14 protein-coding genes, 1 tRNA gene and 2 pseudogenes are annotated in these 13,292 nt (G+C 67.1%); 11 read left to right on the forward strand and 6 right to left on the reverse strand.

Going from position 1 to position 13,292, the window contains the following annotated elements; all coding sequences use genetic code 11:
- Positions 1-91: 91 nt before the first annotated feature.
- The 5 genes from recQ to BIZ42_RS05145 all read left to right on the forward strand — a co-directional run bounded on the left by recQ (position 92) and on the right by BIZ42_RS05145 (position 5,823).
- Positions 92-1,897, forward strand: coding sequence for a DNA helicase RecQ (gene recQ / locus BIZ42_RS05125; protein WP_070425759.1), 1,806 nt, complete (start codon positions 92-94; stop codon positions 1,895-1,897).
- A gap of 94 nt (positions 1,898-1,991) precedes the next feature.
- Positions 1,992-2,390 carry a CopL family metal-binding regulatory protein gene (locus BIZ42_RS05130; protein ID WP_046272672.1) on the forward strand — a complete coding sequence of 133 codons (399 nt, stop codon included), beginning with the start codon at positions 1,992-1,994 and terminating at the stop codon, positions 2,388-2,390.
- A gap of 104 nt (positions 2,391-2,494) precedes the next feature.
- Positions 2,495-4,288, forward strand: a complete 1,794-nt coding sequence (locus BIZ42_RS05135) for a copper resistance system multicopper oxidase (RefSeq protein ID WP_070425760.1) — start codon at positions 2,495-2,497, stop codon at positions 4,286-4,288.
- The gene (locus tag BIZ42_RS05140; protein ID WP_070425761.1) at positions 4,285-5,211 is read left to right on the forward strand and encodes a copper resistance protein B; all 927 of its coding nucleotides are present in this window, start codon (positions 4,285-4,287) and stop codon (positions 5,209-5,211) included. The genes BIZ42_RS05135 and BIZ42_RS05140 overlap by 4 nt, the downstream gene beginning before the upstream one ends.
- A gap of 99 nt (positions 5,212-5,310) precedes the next feature.
- Positions 5,311-5,823 carry a GNAT family N-acetyltransferase gene (locus tag BIZ42_RS05145; RefSeq protein ID WP_070425762.1) on the forward strand — a complete coding sequence of 171 codons (513 nt, stop codon included), beginning with the start codon at positions 5,311-5,313 and terminating at the stop codon, positions 5,821-5,823.
- Positions 5,824-5,841: 18 nt separating this feature from the next.
- Here BIZ42_RS05145 and BIZ42_RS05150 read toward each other — a convergent pair whose 3' ends face one another.
- Positions 5,842-6,138 carry a zf-TFIIB domain-containing protein gene (locus tag BIZ42_RS05150; protein WP_070425763.1) on the reverse strand — a complete coding sequence of 99 codons (297 nt, stop codon included), beginning with the start codon at positions 6,136-6,138 and terminating at the stop codon, positions 5,842-5,844.
- Positions 6,139-6,290: 152 nt separating this feature from the next.
- On the opposite strand from BIZ42_RS05150, the gene BIZ42_RS05155 reads away from it, so the two are divergent.
- The 3 genes from BIZ42_RS05155 to BIZ42_RS05165 all read left to right on the forward strand — a co-directional run bounded on the left by BIZ42_RS05155 (position 6,291) and on the right by BIZ42_RS05165 (position 8,351).
- Positions 6,291-7,055, forward strand: coding sequence for a CPBP family intramembrane glutamic endopeptidase (locus BIZ42_RS05155; protein ID WP_083279790.1), 765 nt, complete (start codon positions 6,291-6,293; stop codon positions 7,053-7,055).
- A 122-nt stretch (positions 7,056-7,177) separates the two neighbouring features.
- Positions 7,178-7,576: a response regulator gene (locus BIZ42_RS05160; protein ID WP_019185159.1), complete on the forward strand. Its 399-nt coding sequence runs from the start codon at positions 7,178-7,180 to the stop codon at positions 7,574-7,576.
- 109 nt (positions 7,577-7,685) lie between these two features.
- Complete coding sequence (locus BIZ42_RS05165; protein ID WP_019185160.1) at positions 7,686-8,351, forward strand: DUF3011 domain-containing protein; 666 nt, start codon at positions 7,686-7,688, stop codon at positions 8,349-8,351.
- 21 nt (positions 8,352-8,372) lie between these two features.
- Here BIZ42_RS05165 and BIZ42_RS05170 read toward each other — a convergent pair whose 3' ends face one another.
- Positions 8,373-9,041 (reverse strand): lysozyme inhibitor LprI family protein, encoded by a 669-nt coding sequence (locus tag BIZ42_RS05170; protein WP_070425765.1) that lies wholly within the window; start codon positions 9,039-9,041, stop codon positions 8,373-8,375.
- 277 nt (positions 9,042-9,318) lie between these two features.
- Here BIZ42_RS05170 and BIZ42_RS05175 point away from each other — a divergent pair, with 277 nt between their 5' ends.
- Positions 9,319-10,794 (forward strand): S41 family peptidase, encoded by a 1,476-nt coding sequence (locus BIZ42_RS05175; RefSeq protein ID WP_083279791.1) that lies wholly within the window; start codon positions 9,319-9,321, stop codon positions 10,792-10,794.
- A 27-nt stretch (positions 10,795-10,821) separates the two neighbouring features.
- On the opposite strand, the gene BIZ42_RS05180 is transcribed toward BIZ42_RS05175, so the two are convergent.
- On the reverse strand, positions 10,822-11,424 hold the full coding sequence (locus tag BIZ42_RS05180) for a DUF922 domain-containing protein (RefSeq protein WP_172838035.1): 603 nt from the start codon (positions 11,422-11,424) through the stop codon (positions 10,822-10,824).
- 154 nt (positions 11,425-11,578) lie between these two features.
- Here BIZ42_RS05180 and BIZ42_RS19865 point away from each other — a divergent pair.
- Positions 11,579-11,869, forward strand: a pseudogene (locus tag BIZ42_RS19865) (bifunctional DNA primase/helicase); the annotation flags it as partial.
- A gap of 175 nt (positions 11,870-12,044) precedes the next feature.
- Here BIZ42_RS19865 and BIZ42_RS05190 read toward each other — a convergent pair.
- Positions 12,045-12,389, reverse strand: a complete 345-nt coding sequence (locus BIZ42_RS05190) for a BrnA antitoxin family protein (protein ID WP_070425769.1) — start codon at positions 12,387-12,389, stop codon at positions 12,045-12,047.
- Positions 12,358-12,642: a BrnT family toxin gene (locus BIZ42_RS05195; RefSeq protein WP_070425770.1), complete on the reverse strand. Its 285-nt coding sequence runs from the start codon at positions 12,640-12,642 to the stop codon at positions 12,358-12,360. Before BIZ42_RS05195 ends, BIZ42_RS05190 begins: the two co-directional genes overlap by 32 nt.
- Before the next feature lie 261 nt (positions 12,643-12,903).
- Between BIZ42_RS05195 and BIZ42_RS19240 the strand changes: the two are divergent.
- Positions 12,904-13,149 (forward strand): annotated as a pseudogene (locus BIZ42_RS19240) (integrase); the annotation flags it as partial.
- 67 nt (positions 13,150-13,216) lie between these two features.
- Here the strand turns inward: BIZ42_RS19240 and BIZ42_RS05200 are convergent.
- Positions 13,217-13,292 (reverse strand) — tRNA-Lys (locus BIZ42_RS05200).

A 13,292-nucleotide genomic window follows, 5' to 3' on the forward strand; every position in this document is an offset into this window, starting at 1 on the left:
GGGGGCTGCCTGGTCGAAGGGTGTCCCGCTTACGTTCACATCCGGAATGGGATGACCCGCCTCGGGGCGCCCAGCCCTGTAAACTACGGCGATGTCTTCCCGCCCCGCGCACGACCTGCTCAGCCGCATTTTTGGTTACGACGAATTCCGCGGTCCGCAGCAGGCGATCGTCGAGCATGTCGCCGCCGGCAATGACGCGCTTGTCCTCATGCCCACCGGCGGCGGCAAGTCGCTGTGCTACCAGGTCCCCTCCCTGCTCCGCGACGGCACCGGCATCGTCATTTCGCCGCTGATCGCGCTCATGCAGGACCAGGTCGAAGCCCTGCGCCAGCTCGGCGTCCGCGCCGAATACCTCAACTCCACCCTCGATGGCGAAACCAGTGCGCGCGTCGAACGCGAACTGCTCGCCGGCGAACTGGACATGCTTTACGTCGCGCCTGAGCGCCTGCTCACCGGTCGCTTCCTGTCGCTGCTCTCGCGCAGCCGGATCGCCCTGTTCGCCATCGACGAAGCCCACTGCGTCTCCCAGTGGGGCCACGACTTCCGCCCCGAATACCGCCAGCTCACCGTCCTGCACGAACGCTGGCCCGACGTGCCGCGCATCGCGCTGACCGCCACCGCCGATCCGCCCACCCAGCGCGAGATCGCCGAACGCCTGGACCTCACCAACGCCCAGCACTTCGTCAGCTCCTTCGACCGGCCCAACATCCGCTACACGGTCGTCCAGAAGGACAACGCCAAAAGGCAGCTGCTGGACTTCCTCAAGGTCCACCGCGGGGCCGCCGGCATCGTCTACTGCATGTCGCGGCGCAAGGTCGAGGAAACCGCCGAGTTCCTCTGCAAGGAGGGCCTGAACGCCCTGCCCTACCACGCCGGCCTGCCGCCCGAGGTCCGCGCCGCCAACCAGCGTCGCTTCCTGCGCGAGGATGGCATCGTCATGTGCGCCACCATCGCCTTCGGCATGGGCATCGACAAACCGGACGTGCGTTTCGTCGCGCATACCGACCTGCCCAAATCGATGGAAGGCTATTACCAGGAAACCGGCCGCGCCGGTCGCGATGGCGAGCCCGCCGAGGCCTGGCTCTGCTACGGCCTGGGCGACGTGGTGCTGCTCAAACAGATGATCGAGCAGTCCGAGGCGGGCGAAGAACGCAAAGCGCTGGAACGCTCCAAACTGGACCACCTGCTCGGCTACTGCGAATCCATGCAGTGCCGCCGCCAGGTCCTGCTGGCCGGGTTCGGCGAGACCTACCCCCAGCCCTGCGGCAACTGCGACAACTGCCTGCTGCCGCCCGATGCCTGGGATGCCAGCGTCGCCGCCCAGAAGGCATTGAGCTGCGTCTACCGCAGTGGCCAGCGCTTCGGCGTGGGCCATCTGATCGACATCCTGCGCGGGGGCGAGAACGAGAAGGTCCGCCAGTTCGGGCATACCGAACTGAGCACCTATGGCATCGGCAAGGATCTGGACGCGCGTACCTGGCGCAGCGTGTTCCGCCAGCTGGTCGCCTCCAGCCTGCTCGAGGTGGACAGCAGCGCCTACGGCGGGCTGCGCCTGACCGATGGCAGCCGCGAGGTGCTCAAGGGCCAGCGCAAGGTCATGATGCGCCGCGAGACGCCCAAGGCGGCCCGCGAGCGCGATCGCAGCGGCCAGCGCACCGGCCTGTCGGTGCTGCCGCAGGACCTGGCGCTGTTCAATGCGCTGCGGGGCCTGCGCGCCGAACTCGCGCGCGAGCAGAACGTGCCGGCCTTCGTGATCTTCCACGACAGCACCCTGCGCAACATTGCCGAACAGCGCCCCACCAGCGTCGATGCGCTGGGGCGGGTCGGGGGCATCGGTGGCACCAAGCTGGCCCGTTACGGCGACCGCCTGGTCGAGATCGTGCGCGAGGAAGGCTGATGCGCCGGGGCGGCCAGACAGACCTTGCTCCAGAGTTGAACCGCGTGTTCAGCCATAGGTGCGACGGTGCGGATTTGGCAGTAAGGTGAGCCCCATGTCCGCCAGTGGCCTGCTCCTGCGAGTCGTCCTGATGCTCAGCCTGTTGCTCAACGGGCTGAACGTGGCCATGGCCGGCCCGATGGCGCTCGCCCTGGCCGAGCCGGCCACCGCAAGCCGTGCCGCACCGCCCTGCCATGGTGATGCACCGGCGGCCGCCCTCCCGCATGACCATCACGCCATGCCCGGTGCCGCCAGCGGAGTGCAGGCGCCTCACGATGGCGACCACTGCAAGATCAAGGACTGCCTGCGCAGCTGCGCGCAGCAACCCAGCCTGACCGCCCAGGTCGCCTGGCTGGCCACGCCCCCGCCGCTGTCGCTGGCCCCGCTGCCGGCCGCGCATCCGTCGCAACCGACACCGCCGCTGGACCGCATCACCCGCCCTCCGATCGCCTGATCCGCAGCGCTCTGCGAGCGCCTGCCTGATGCCCTGCCCACATGGCCCCGCCTGCGGGCGTTGCCGGCACCCCGCGTGCCATTCGAATCGGATCCGGAGTTGCAATGTCTTTCCTTAAAACACCCGGCACGGGCACCCCGCCCATGCCGTCACGCCGCCTGTTCGTGCAGGGCGTGGCTGCCGGCGGCGTGGTCGCCGGTCTGGCCGCCACCGGCCTGAGCCCACGCGCCTTCGCGGCCGCCGGCCCCGGCCTGGCCGGTGCCCCGCAGGTGCTCAGCAGCCATGACGTGCAGCTGAGCATCGGCGAATCGCTGGCCAACTTCACCGGGCGCACCCGCCCGGCGATCACCGTCAACGGCAGCCTGCCGGCGCCGATCCTGCGCTGGCGCGAAGGCCAGACGGTCAACATCCGGGTAGCCAACACGCTGCAGGGGCACCCCACCTCCATCCACTGGCACGGCCTGCTGCTGCCGGCCAACATGGACGGCGTGCCCGGCCTGAGCTTCAACGGCATCGCCCCCGGCGAGGCCTACCAGTACCGGTTCACCCTCAAGCAGTCGGGCACGTACTGGTACCACAGCCATTCGATGTTCCAGGAACAGGCCGGCCTGTACGGCGCGCTGATCATCGACCCGCTCGAGCCGGCGCCGTACCGCTTCGACCGTGAGCACGTGATCGTGCTCTCGGACTGGACCGACATGGACCCTGGGGCGCTGTTCCGGCGCATGAAGAAGCTCGCCGAGCACGACAACTACTACAAGCGCACCCTGCCCGACTTCCTCCGTGATGTGCGCCGGGATGGCTGGGCCGCAGCCACCGCCGACCGCGGCATGTGGGGCCGGATGCGGATGACGCCGACCGACATCTCCGACATCAACGCCCACACCTATACCTACCTGCTCAACGGCACCGCCCCGGCGGGCAACTGGACCGGGCTGTTCCGCAGTGGCGAGAAGGTGCTGCTGCGCTTCATCAACGGTGGCTCGATGACCTACTTCGATGTGCGCATCCCCGGCCTGAAAATGACCGTGGTCGCCGCCGATGGCCAGTACATCCACCCGGTCAGCATCGATGAGTTCCGTATCGCACCGGCCGAGACCTTCGATGTGATCGTCGAACCCAGTGGACAGGATGCCTACACGATCTTCTGCCAGGACATGGGCCGCACCGGCCATGCCGCCGGCACGCTGGCGGTCCGCCACGGCCTGCAGGCGCCGGTTCCCGAGCGCGACCCGCGCCCATTGCTGACCATGAGCGACATGGGCCATGACATGGGCCATGCCGGAAACGGTATGGCGGGGCACGACATGAAGGGCATGGAAGGTGGCTGCGGCGCGAGCATGGGCCACGGCGCGCACGGCGCTGATTCCAAGGCGCCGCGCCACCCGGCCAGCGAAAAAGGCAATCCGCTGGTGGACATGCAGAGCATGGCCACCGACCCCAAGCTCGATGATCCCGGCATCGGCCTGCGCGACAACGGTCGTCACGTGCTGACCTACGGTGCGATGCGCAGCCTGTTCGACGATCCCGATGGCCGCGATCCCGGCCGCGAGGTCGAGCTGCACCTGACCGGCCACATGGAGAAATTCAGCTGGTCCTTCGACGGCATTCCGTTCGCCAGCGCCGAACCGCTGCGCCTGAACTACGGTGAACGCATGCGCATCGTGCTGGTCAACGACACGATGATGCAGCACCCGATCCATCTGCATGGCGTGTGGAGCGACCTGGAAAACGCCGATGGGCAGTTCCACCTGCGCAAGCACACCATCGACATGCCTCCCGGCACCCGCCGCACCTATCGCGTGCGCGCCGACGCGCTCGGCCGCTGGGCCTACCACTGCCATCTGCTGTACCACATGGAAGCGGGCATGATGCGCGAAGTGAGGATCGAAGAATGAGCCGCTCGCCTCTCACCGTGCTATCCGCACTGAGCGCCGGCCTGCTGCTGGCCTTGTCCGCCCCGACATGGGCGCAGTCGCATGCCGGCCATGCCACGGCACCGATCACGACCGATGCGCCACCGGCAGATGGCGGCAGCGCCGATCACAGCCAGATGGACCATTCGACGATGGACCACGGCATGCCGAAGCCACGCGCGCCCATCGAGCCGCGCGAACCGATTCCGGTGGTGACACCCGCCGACCGCCTCGCCGCGTTCCCTCCGATCGACCACGGTGCGATGGAACATGCACCGGAGATCCACAGCATGCTGCTGGTCAATCGCCTGGAACACTGGGACGGCCAGCACGGTACCGGGCAGGCCTGGGAGGCCAGCGGCTGGGTCGGTGGCAACATCAACCGGCTATGGCTGCGCAGCGAAGGCGAGCGCGGTGACGGCCGCACCGAGTCGGCCAATCTCGAGGTGATGTACGGCCGCAGCGTCTCGCCGTGGTGGGACGTGCTGGTCGGCGTGAAGCAGGATTTCCGCCCGGCGGATTCGCGCACGTGGGCGGCGTTCGGCATCCAGGGCTTGGCGCCGTACAAGTTCGAGACCTCGGCCACGGCCTACATCGGCGAAGGCGGACAGTTTGCTGCGACGGTGGAAGTGGAGTACGAGCTGCTGCTCACCAACCGCCTGATCCTGCAGCCGCTGGTGGAGGCCACGTTCTCGGCCAAGGACGAGCCGGCGTACGGCAACGGTTCGGGACTCAACACGGTCGAGGCCGGGCTGCGCCTGCGCTACGAGTTCAGCCGCCGCTTCGCGCCTTACATCGGCATCAGCCACGAGCGGCTGTTCGGCGATACCGCTGATTACCACGAGGCGGCCGGTGAGCGCGCGCGCGATACCCGCTGGGTGGCGGGCGTGCGCGTCTGGTTCTGATCCAGCGGCCGTGACAGGTTCCGGGTACCAAGGTGCCCGGAACCCCTGCCGCCTGCGCCGATGCCGTAAGCTGCCGGCCCCACCTGCCTGCCCTGCGCCATGACGTTGATCCTCCGCCGTGCCACCGTTGCCGATGCCGGCGCGCTGTCGGCGATCGCCATCGCCACCTACACCGAGACCTTTGGCGATTCGTACCCGCCGCAGGATCTGCGCGATTTTCTGGACAGCCACTACGCGGTCGAGCCACAACGCCGCGAGCTCGCCGACCCACGCAATGCGGCGTGGCTGCTGGAAGACGGCGCACGTGTGGTGGGCTATCTCGCCGCAGGGCCGAACAGCCTGCCGCATGCCGATGCCGCCGAGGGCGATATCGAACTCAAACGTCTCTACCTGCTCGCCAGCCACCAGGGCGGTGGTCACGGCGCGCGCCTGATGGACGCGTTCCTGGCGTGGCTCGATCAACCGCAGCGGCGCACGCTGTGGGTCGGCGTATGGTCGGAAAATCCGGGTGCGCAGCGCTTCTATGCGCGCTATGGCTGCAGCAAGGTCGGCGAATACGATTTTCCGGTCGGCGACAGTGTCGACCGGGAATTCATCCTGCGCCGCGCCTGAGCACGGCACAGGCGCCTGTCAGAAGTCGAACAGGTCCGACAGGAAGCTTTCTTTTTTCTTCTTGCGGTAGCCGTGCTGGTCGCCGTACTGCTGCTGGCCCAGATGGCGGGTGTCACGGTGCTGCACGGCGGTCGGCGGCGGCGGAGCAGCCGCGCGTACCGGGGCCGGTGCTGCGGCACCGGCCGAGCGCTCGATGATCTTGTCCAGCTCGCCACGGTCCAGCCACACGCCACGGCACTGCGGGCAGTAATCGATCTCGATGCCCTGGCGCTCGGACATCTGCAGCGCTTGGGTCTTGCATACGGGGCATTGCATGGGCAGTTATCCAAGGGGCAAAGCCGCACTCTAGCCGGTCCCACCTGACCGTGGTGCAACGCGGCCATGACCGATGGCCCCCCGACCAATGCCCCATGCTGCCCGGCCTGTCCTCGCCAACACTCCACGCATCCCTGGATATGGAGCGTCCCATGCCGTCCTTCCGCCTGCCCACCTGGCTGGCCACCTGCGTGGTCGTGCTGACCCTGGCCGTGTCGATCAATCTGCGCGACCTCGCCGCGTGGCTGGGCACCCCGATCCCGAAGCTGCCGATCCCCTATGGCGGCGCCATCCTCGACAACGGCCTGGGCGTGCTGCTGGTACTGCTCGTGGCCGCGCTGCTGGTGCGGCCGGGGCAGCGCCTGCACGCGCTGCTCGGGTTGCGCTGGAATGGCTGGCAGGGGCCGGCCCTGGCGCTGCTGGCGACGCTGCCGTGCTGGCTGGGTCTGTGGTGGCTGGGGGGATTCAAACCGACCCAGGATGTGCTCGCCCTGCTGATGCTCGGCGTGCTGTTTCCATTCGCCGAAGAGATCATCTTCCGCGGTTTCGGTTTCATCTTCGCGCACCGCCAGCAGCGTTGGCCGTGGCTGGCTGCCGCGCTGGTCCAGGCCGTGATCTTCGGCGCCATCCACTGGTGGTCGTTCGGCGGTGGCGGCGGCATGGCCCTGCAGGTGTTCGCCATCACCGGCATCGGTGGGCTGGTGTTCGCCTGGCTCAATACCCTGGACGATTACACCCTGTGGAGCGGGCTGGCCCTGCATGTCTCGCTCAACCTGGCCTGGAACGTGTTCGTGATCACCGAGGCCACGGCCGTCGGTTGGCCGGCTACCGTGCTGCGCCTGTCAGCGGCAGGACTGGCGGTGGCGCTGGTCTGGGCCTGGCACCGTCGCAGGCCCCGGTCCCTCACACCGGCATGAACTACCCGAAGGCAGGCCACGCGGGGGGTTCACCCGGCATTTCGGCGCCGTCCACGGCCTCCTCACCGGCGGCCCGCGATACTTGCGCGCCCCTGTCCGGGGGTAAGCAGGAACCACGCTCCATGTTGTTGTCCAAGCACCATCCCGAACCCCGCGTGCTGTTGATCGAAGACACCGAAGACACCCGCGAACTGAGCCGCATGGCACTGGAAAGCCAGGCCTGCGAAGTTGTTGCGGTCAGTTCGGCGGAAGCCGCGCTGGGGCTGCTCCAGGCCGGCGAGCGCTTCGATCTGGTGTTCACCGATGTCTGCCTGGGTGCGGTCAGCGGCATCGAGGCCGCCCATCGGGTCAAGCAGGAACGGCCCGGGCTGCCGGTGCTGGTCACCTCGGGCCTGGAGCCTTCCGTCGTGGTGCCGCAGCTCGGCCCTGGCATGCATTTCCTGCCCAAGCCGTACAGCATGAGCGAACTGCTCGACGCGATTCGGGCCTGTTTCCAGCAACCGCTGGCCGCCTGCGCCTGAGGCCGCTGATCGGGTTGAATGGCGGGTGATCTTCATCCGGATTTCATGCCCGCGTGCCCATCGTCGGCGTCAGTGAAACGCGCTTCCTTTCCCTGCCGGAATCGACGTCATGCTTTTTCGTACGCTGCTGGCCACGCCCCTGCTGTTGCTGCTTCCGTTCGAGAACGCGCGTGCGGATGATTTCGTCACCTGCGAGAGCCGCGACAACCGCTATCAATCCTGCACCCTGCCCCGCGCCGGCTACGTCACCCTGGACCGCAAGCTGTCCGGTGCGGACTGCCGGCAAGGCCGCACCTGGGACTACGACCGCCGCGAGGTCTGGGTGGATGATGGCTGCCGGGCCTCGTTCCGGGTCCACGGCGGCAGCGACCGTGATGATCGCCACGATGATGACAACCATGACGCCAAGGTCGCCGCCGGCGTGCTGATCGGCGCGGCCATCCTCGGCGCGCTGGCGCACAACGCCAACAAGGACGACGCGCGCTACGACGACGACACCTACCAGGGCGCCCGGCATACGTCCTACGTACCCGGCTGGATGATCGGAGAATTCGAGGGCTACAACCCGACCTTCAATGCCGACATCCGCATGCGCATCGACAGCGATGGCCGGATGAGCGCGCAGACCCGCGGCCAGACGTTGAATGGCTGGATCAACGGCGGCCAGCTCAACGTCGGCAGCAGCGTGTTCGATATCAGCCAGAGCCGCGACGGGTTCGTCACCACCGAGGTCGGCGACCGGCAGAACGAGGTGCGCTACCGCCGCGTGCGCTGAGCGACGCGGCGGTGGCCGGCATCACCGGGCGATCTGGCACTGCAGCGTGGTGCCGTAGAAGTCCAGGGTGGTCTGGTCGTCGTGGATACGCAGGTCGACGCCCTCCCGGCCCCAGCGGCCGCCATTGTTCTCGTCCTTGCTCACGGGCATCGGGAAGACGATCGCCTGATCGCTGCCCCAGCTGACCACGGCCGCGGTCGGGTCGATGTCGTTGTAGAACACCGCCGTCACCGGCTTGCTGTTGTCGTCGCAGCGGTACTCGACCTTCGCCGGCACCTGGATGCCGCCGCCGTTGATGGTCAGCTCGACCAGACGGGTCTGATAGGACTCCACCAGGCAGCGCTTTGGATCCACCGCGCGCGAACAGGCATCGCGCCCTTTGATCCAGCCACGCTGCTCGGCCGCGATGTCCAGCTCGTCCGGGCTGGTCTGCACGCGCTTGTAGAGCGCGGCCAGCTGACGGTCCAGCGCGGCCAGCCGCGGATCGACGCACACCAGTTTCTCGGCCTCGGACTGTGCCTTGGCGCAATCGAACGACGGGGACTGGGTCGCGGCAGCGGCAGGGTCGGCGGGCTTGGCCGCGGTGGGGGCCTCGGCGGTGGCCGACGGGCCCGCCTGATCGGCGGATTCAGGTTTGGAGCACGCCGCGAGCGCAAGCGCCCCCAGGCTCAGCAGGACGACACGTTTCATGGCACCTCCAACAGCAATCAGCTCAAAGACGGCCTATTGTGCGCGATCGCGTGCGTAGCGGGTGTATGCGGCGCATCCTCCAGCCGACACGGTCCGCCCGGCGCAAGGATGGGCCCGTGGCGTCCTTCCCTGCGATGCTCATGGCGCTTCTCCGCCTCGACGTGCAGGTGTGCGCACGGCACCGCTGCCACTACCTGCGAGGCGTTCCCTTGACTAAGATCGAGGGTGGACAGTCACGCGGAAGCCGGATGTGCCGGCCCGACTCAGGGAGGATGTGATGGCAATCATGCGATGGATGGCGGGCCTGTTGGCGGCGGTGGGCACGCTCTCGGCCAGTGGCGTGAGCGCGGCCGCGGCAGTGGATCGGGATGCCTGGCGGGCAGATTACGCGGTGCTCAAAGCAGCATTGCAGAGCGACTACGCGCACCTGGCCTGGATGGCCTCGCCCGAGAGCGGCGTCGATCTGCCGACCCTTGATGCCCGGGCACAGCGCGACCTCGCCGAGGCACGCAATGACGCCCAGGCCACCCAGGCGCTGCGCAGTTTTCTGGCCGGCTTCCATGATGGCCACCTTGCGCTGCTCGACCGGCTGGATGCAGGCGGCACGTCCCAGCCACCACGGGCTGTCGATCCGCGCACGCTGGGCCCGAGTGCCGGTTGCGCCGCGCTCGGGGTCGCCGATGAAGGCCGGCAGGATTTCAGCCTTCCGCTGGAAACACTGCCCGGCTACACCCCCTTGGACGGCCAGGCAGACCCTGCGCTGCGCGCCGGCATCCTCGCGTTGCCCGAGGGACGCAAGGTGGGCGTGCTTCGGCTGCACGAGTTCGATGCGCTGCGCTATCCCGGTCTATGCCACGCGCTGTGGCCACAGCTGCGCCATGCCGATTCCATCGGCGACATGCGCAGCGCGCTGGTGAACGGCTGGGTGGCCATGATCGCCGGCAGCCTGCGCCGGTTCCAGCACGATGGCGTCGATGCCGTGCTGGTCGATGTCGGCGACAACCCGGGCGGGGATGACAGTGGCGACACGCTTGCGCGGTTGTTCAGCCCGCGGCCGGTCACGTCGGCCACGCTGCTGGTCAGTCAGTCCGCCGCAGGCAAGCCCTATCTCGACGAACAGTACGAGCGACTCGACGATGCCCTGCGCCGCCATCATCCGGCCGCCACCGCCCGCCGCCTGCTGACGGCGGAGCGCGCCAGCTTCGATGCTTCGCGGCGTGCACTGAGTCTTCCGGCCTGCGACCTGTCCTGGGTGTGGCGGACCCAGCAGCCATGGAACGGCGGCCAGTGCCGCCGCCTGGTCGCGGCAGGCACCTCCGGTGGCCCGCTGCCAAGCCAGGCGGTGGATACGCTGGACGATTTCCTGATCGCCCACCGTCTCGACTGGGCACAGGACCTGCGCGCCCACTGGGGTGCGTGGGACGGGCCGGTCTACGTCATCACCAATGGCAAGACCGTGTCCTCGGCGGAGATGTTTGCCGCGCGCATGCAGGACAACCGCATCGCGCGCATCGTCGGCACCGGTAGTGGTGGCTACGGCTGCGGTTTCATGAGCGGCGCCCCATCGCGCGAGCTGCCCCACTCACACCTGCGCATGCGTATTCCGGACTGTGTCCGGTTGCGCGCAGACGGCACCGATGAAGTGGCCGGCATCGCGCCCGATCTACCGATCACGCCCCGCGCTGGCGAAGGGGCACGCGCACGCGCGCAACGACTGCTGGAGACCGTTGCCGAGGACATCACGCGGCACTGAGCCGCTCACTGCAGTGCCTCCTGCGCGCTAGAGACGCGCGCCCTGCGTGGCACCATGCTCGGTGGTCTCGTCGTACTGTTTGTCGCGCGCGGCGTACTCATCGAGAACCGCTTTCCCGATGCGGTTGAGTTCCTCACCGAGCTGCGGGCAGCGCATCCCGCCGCCGACGGCGGCGAACCGCCGCTGGATCTCCTCGGCAGCCTGATCGGCATGCGCTGCATGGCCGTCTTCATGTACCCGCAGCGCCTGGCTGTAGCGCGCCCATTCCTGTTGCAACGAGGCGGGCGCCGTGTCCGCGCCGGTCCAGCGCGGCAGCACCATGGTGGCCCTCACCTGCATGCGCACCTTGCCGAGTCTGCAACCTGGACCTCGTGGGGCATAGTCGAAGTTCCACCCCACGTACCAGTCCATGTGGCCGTGATGGCGCACGCCGTCCTTGCCGACGGGCCCGTGCGCGTTCAGTGAGGCGCGCAGTTCCTGCAGGGTGTCGCCCTGCACGTCGTAGTAGGTGATCGTCAGATCCTGCGCGGCGCCCGCATCCAGGGCAATCAGGGCAAGGACCAGTGCAGTGCCACGCAGCAGCGCGCGGGGACGGAAGGTAGACCGGGGATGTGGGAGCTGGTTGTTCACGACGCGTTCCATGCAGAAGGGACGGGGCCTGATGCGATCCGGGGCGAACCGGAGGCATGATGAAGGCGACCTCCATGTTGCCTTCATTATGGATGCAATGCTGGGCTGTGCCGTGGTCGAACTGAGCGTTGATGTGGCAGCAGCGAAACGGTGGACTCGTATCGTCAAACTGCACTTCCGCAAACCGCAGGTCACCTCCGAAAGCCGGATCGCAGCGGACAACCTCAACGCGATGCAGGTCGAGAACCTGAGTCACTTCCTGATCAAGGCCGTGCGCGCAGAGGGTCGGGTGCTGGAAGCGTTCAAGCAGCGCCTGCACTTCCATGAGGGCTTACTGCGCAGTTGCAATGACCTGCGCATGGAGCGGGTCATCAAGAATCACGCACAGATGCTCACCCTGTTCGACGCCCTGCAGCTGGTGCTGGCGGCACCCGAGAACCTCGTCGCTGCCACGAGTAGCCGCAGCGTTGGAACGGAAGAGCGCGGGCAGCTGGGCATTGGCCACGTCCGCGCCGGCTTCCTCACGGCACGCAGTCAAGTACAGATCGATCTCCTGCACGTTCCGTCATCCGCCACATCCTATGCCGGCAACTCAGGTGCGCCCGGCTTCGCGCCGGGCATTACCTCTTGGCCGCCATAGGCCGCTTCGCAACCGCACGCTTGGCCACTGTCGAACGCTTGGCGACCGTCGACGGCAGCTTGCCCTGACGCGCCACCACCCAATCTTTCAGCACCGCGTCAATCCTGGTCTGCCAGCCAGCACCGGTTTCGCGGAAGGCATCCAGCACATCCGGTGACAGACGGATGGTGATGCGTTCCTTCGTTTCCGCCGCCTTGGGCCGGCCACGCAGCTTGCCCTGCAGCCCAGCCGGCAACCCGGTGAACGCAACCGAGCGGGCCACATCGCCTTCGGTCCATTCCGGATTGTCCTTGTCAGGCACCTCGCTGTGCTTGTGCTTGTTCATAGCTTTTGACCTCTCTTCTGTTGGCCTTGCGGAAGCTGATGACCCGGATGCCCTTGGGGGTTTCGGTGAAGACCAGCGCGTGTACCCGCTCACCTATCAACCCCAGCCCCCGGTAGCGCACCTCGCCGTATTCCTTTCGGTCATCGACGACGAACAAGGCGGTCTGGAAATCGAACGCATGCACCAGCTCGAAGGACAGACCGCGCTCTTCAACATTGCGGGCGTTCTTGGCGGCGTCGTAAGTGATTTCCACGTCATTTATTGTATGCACATTAATTCAACTGCGCAATCGGGGTGTTACCCCGCCTTGCCCACGCCCAATCCACAGCCGAGTTGCTCCGCAAGACCGTCCAGACGGCTCCCGCCTGAATGATCTGCATCAGGCCGCTGGCGGCAATGGCCACCACAGGTCCCGAGGGCCGGTCAGGAGCGCCTGTATCCGCAACGCCGCACGCACACCGACCGAGGTGCTCAACAGTCTCTACTGCAGGGTGCGCGAATTTTTCGGCAGCGCCTGCTGGTCGAGCGATCGGGCAACCCGATCAGCAAGTCCGCGCTGGACAGCGCCTGGCAACGCTTCATCACCGAAGCGATGCGTGTCGGCGTGATCACCGAGTCGGAGCGGTTCGCCCTGCACGGCCTGAAGCATCGCGGCATCACCGACAGCGAGAACAAGGCGTCCGGCGGGCACAAATCCGAAGCGATGCGGCAGCTGTACGACCACGAGGTGCCGCTCGTGAAACCACCGCGCAAGCGCTGAATTTTCCCGGCAATTTTCCCGGAGACACAAAAAAGGCGCCCGACGGGCGCCTAAGTTGTTGATGCAATGGTGGGCCGTGATGGATTCGAACCATCGACCAAAAGATTAAAAGTCTTCTGCTCTACCAACTGAGCTAACGGCCC

The organism is Stenotrophomonas sp. LM091 (assembly GCF_001806305.1).
Classification (GTDB): domain Bacteria; phylum Pseudomonadota; class Gammaproteobacteria; order Xanthomonadales; family Xanthomonadaceae; genus Stenotrophomonas; species Stenotrophomonas bentonitica_A.

Excerpts from the sequence above, each read along its gene's own strand:
- BIZ42_RS05175 (WP_083279791.1), top strand. The coding sequence starts at position 9,319 with ATGGCAATCATGCGATGGATGGCGGGCCTGTTGGCGGCGGTGGGCACG.
- BIZ42_RS05170 (WP_070425765.1), bottom strand. The coding sequence starts at position 9,041 with ATGAAACGTGTCGTCCTGCTGAGCCTGGGGGCGCTTGCGCTCGCGGCG.
- BIZ42_RS05140 (WP_070425761.1), top strand. The coding sequence starts at position 4,285 with ATGAGCCGCTCGCCTCTCACCGTGCTATCCGCACTGAGCGCCGGCCTG.
- BIZ42_RS05130 (WP_046272672.1), top strand. The coding sequence starts at position 1,992 with ATGTCCGCCAGTGGCCTGCTCCTGCGAGTCGTCCTGATGCTCAGCCTG.
- BIZ42_RS05190 (WP_070425769.1), bottom strand. The coding sequence starts at position 12,389 with ATGAACAAGCACAAGCACAGCGAGGTGCCTGACAAGGACAATCCGGAA.
- BIZ42_RS05150 (WP_070425763.1), bottom strand. The coding sequence starts at position 6,138 with ATGCAATGCCCCGTATGCAAGACCCAAGCGCTGCAGATGTCCGAGCGC.
- BIZ42_RS05155 (WP_083279790.1), top strand. The coding sequence starts at position 6,291 with ATGCCGTCCTTCCGCCTGCCCACCTGGCTGGCCACCTGCGTGGTCGTG.
- recQ (WP_070425759.1), top strand. The coding sequence starts at position 92 with ATGTCTTCCCGCCCCGCGCACGACCTGCTCAGCCGCATTTTTGGTTAC.
- BIZ42_RS05160 (WP_019185159.1), top strand. The coding sequence starts at position 7,178 with ATGTTGTTGTCCAAGCACCATCCCGAACCCCGCGTGCTGTTGATCGAA.
- BIZ42_RS05145 (WP_070425762.1), top strand. The coding sequence starts at position 5,311 with ATGACGTTGATCCTCCGCCGTGCCACCGTTGCCGATGCCGGCGCGCTG.
- BIZ42_RS05135 (WP_070425760.1), top strand. The coding sequence starts at position 2,495 with ATGTCTTTCCTTAAAACACCCGGCACGGGCACCCCGCCCATGCCGTCA.
- BIZ42_RS05165 (WP_019185160.1), top strand. The coding sequence starts at position 7,686 with ATGCTTTTTCGTACGCTGCTGGCCACGCCCCTGCTGTTGCTGCTTCCG.